The sequence below is a fragment of the Aeromonas sp. 603079 genome, from assembly GCF_049172135.1.
Taxonomy (GTDB): domain Bacteria; phylum Pseudomonadota; class Gammaproteobacteria; order Enterobacterales; family Aeromonadaceae; genus Aeromonas; species Aeromonas veronii.
The window spans coordinates 1-1,191 of sequence record NZ_JAAKPX010000045.1; the positions used below are offsets into that span (position 1 = coordinate 1).

Genomic DNA, 1,191 nt, shown 5'->3' on the forward strand with positions numbered 1-1,191 from the left:
GCTGGAGGGGAGTCTCGCCAGTACCACCGCCCCAGATTGCGCCATGGTGGGCGCATTCGTCATTGAGTGCGGTATGGTGGCCAGCAATCAGCAGCCGGTGCCGGTGATCGCCGGGGAGTACGATATCAACGTATTCCGTGGCCCGAGCGCCGCCCAGGAAAGCCAGTGGGAGCGGGCCGGGTTGGTGAGCAGCCGGGTAGCCAGCACCTGGGAGCGGCCAGAACTGGCCCGCACCGTGGGCGCCGTCAGCTGGCAGGAGGCCGAACCCGCCAACAGTGAGCAGGTGGAGCAGAGCGCCATCATGCCCCAGCGCTATGAGCTGGCCCGCAGTCAGTACCAGGAGGGGCTGGCCACCGGTCACGATCATGGCCAGCAGGTGGAGCACCTTGCCCCAGGCCATGCCGTCAATCGCGCCCTCTGGGTCGAGGGTGGCAAGGCCGGTATGTGGCAAGTCGGCGGTTATCGCAACCCGCCGCGCTTTGACAAGGTGTGGCAGGCCGACCAGTGGAGCCAGGGCGATGCCATTGGCCTGCTGCTCTATGGCCGCCGCACCCGCCTTGGCCTGCCGCTCTGGAAGGGGTGGCGCGATGGCTGGGAGGAGGCGATGCAGCCGGGGCCAGGCACCAGCCCGGATCCGAAGCCGCCGATCATCCCAGAGCGCCCCGACAAGCGCACCCTGCGCCTTGAGTTCGGGCGCAAGCGGGGCGAGGCCGAGCTGGAGTTTGTTTGGCACGGCAGTGATGCCGCAATCGTTATTCCAACCAGGAGGGTTTATCTGGTGAGCAATACAGCGAAGATCGTGCGGGTACGCGATGGGCTCGATATCCCTGCCACGGCGGTAAGTATCGAGCTCGATACCGACTCCTGGGCATGGCAGTTCAGCGCCCAGATCCCCCGTATCGCGGCGGCTGCGCTGACCGATGAGGAAGAGGTCAGCATTCATATCAACGGTCAGCAATGGGACTGCGTGTGTGATGGCTGGCAATCGAGCCAGAGCTTTGGCCGTGAGTCAGCAACGCTGACGGGACGCTCTCGCACTGCTTACTTGTCACCGACCCATGTATTGGCGCAGGCGGTAAGCGAGCCTGCTGCCGCGACCATGGCCCAGCTGGCTGCTGCTGTATTGCCGGTGGGTTGGACGCTGGATTGGCAAGCGGCTGACTGGTTGGTGCCTGCCGGATTCTTTAGCCT

At 65.1% G+C, this 1,191-nt stretch carries 1 pseudogene; it reads left to right on the forward strand.

What is annotated here, in order from left to right:
- A pseudogene (locus G5287_RS20735) lies at nt 1-1,191 on the forward strand (hypothetical protein); the annotation flags it as partial.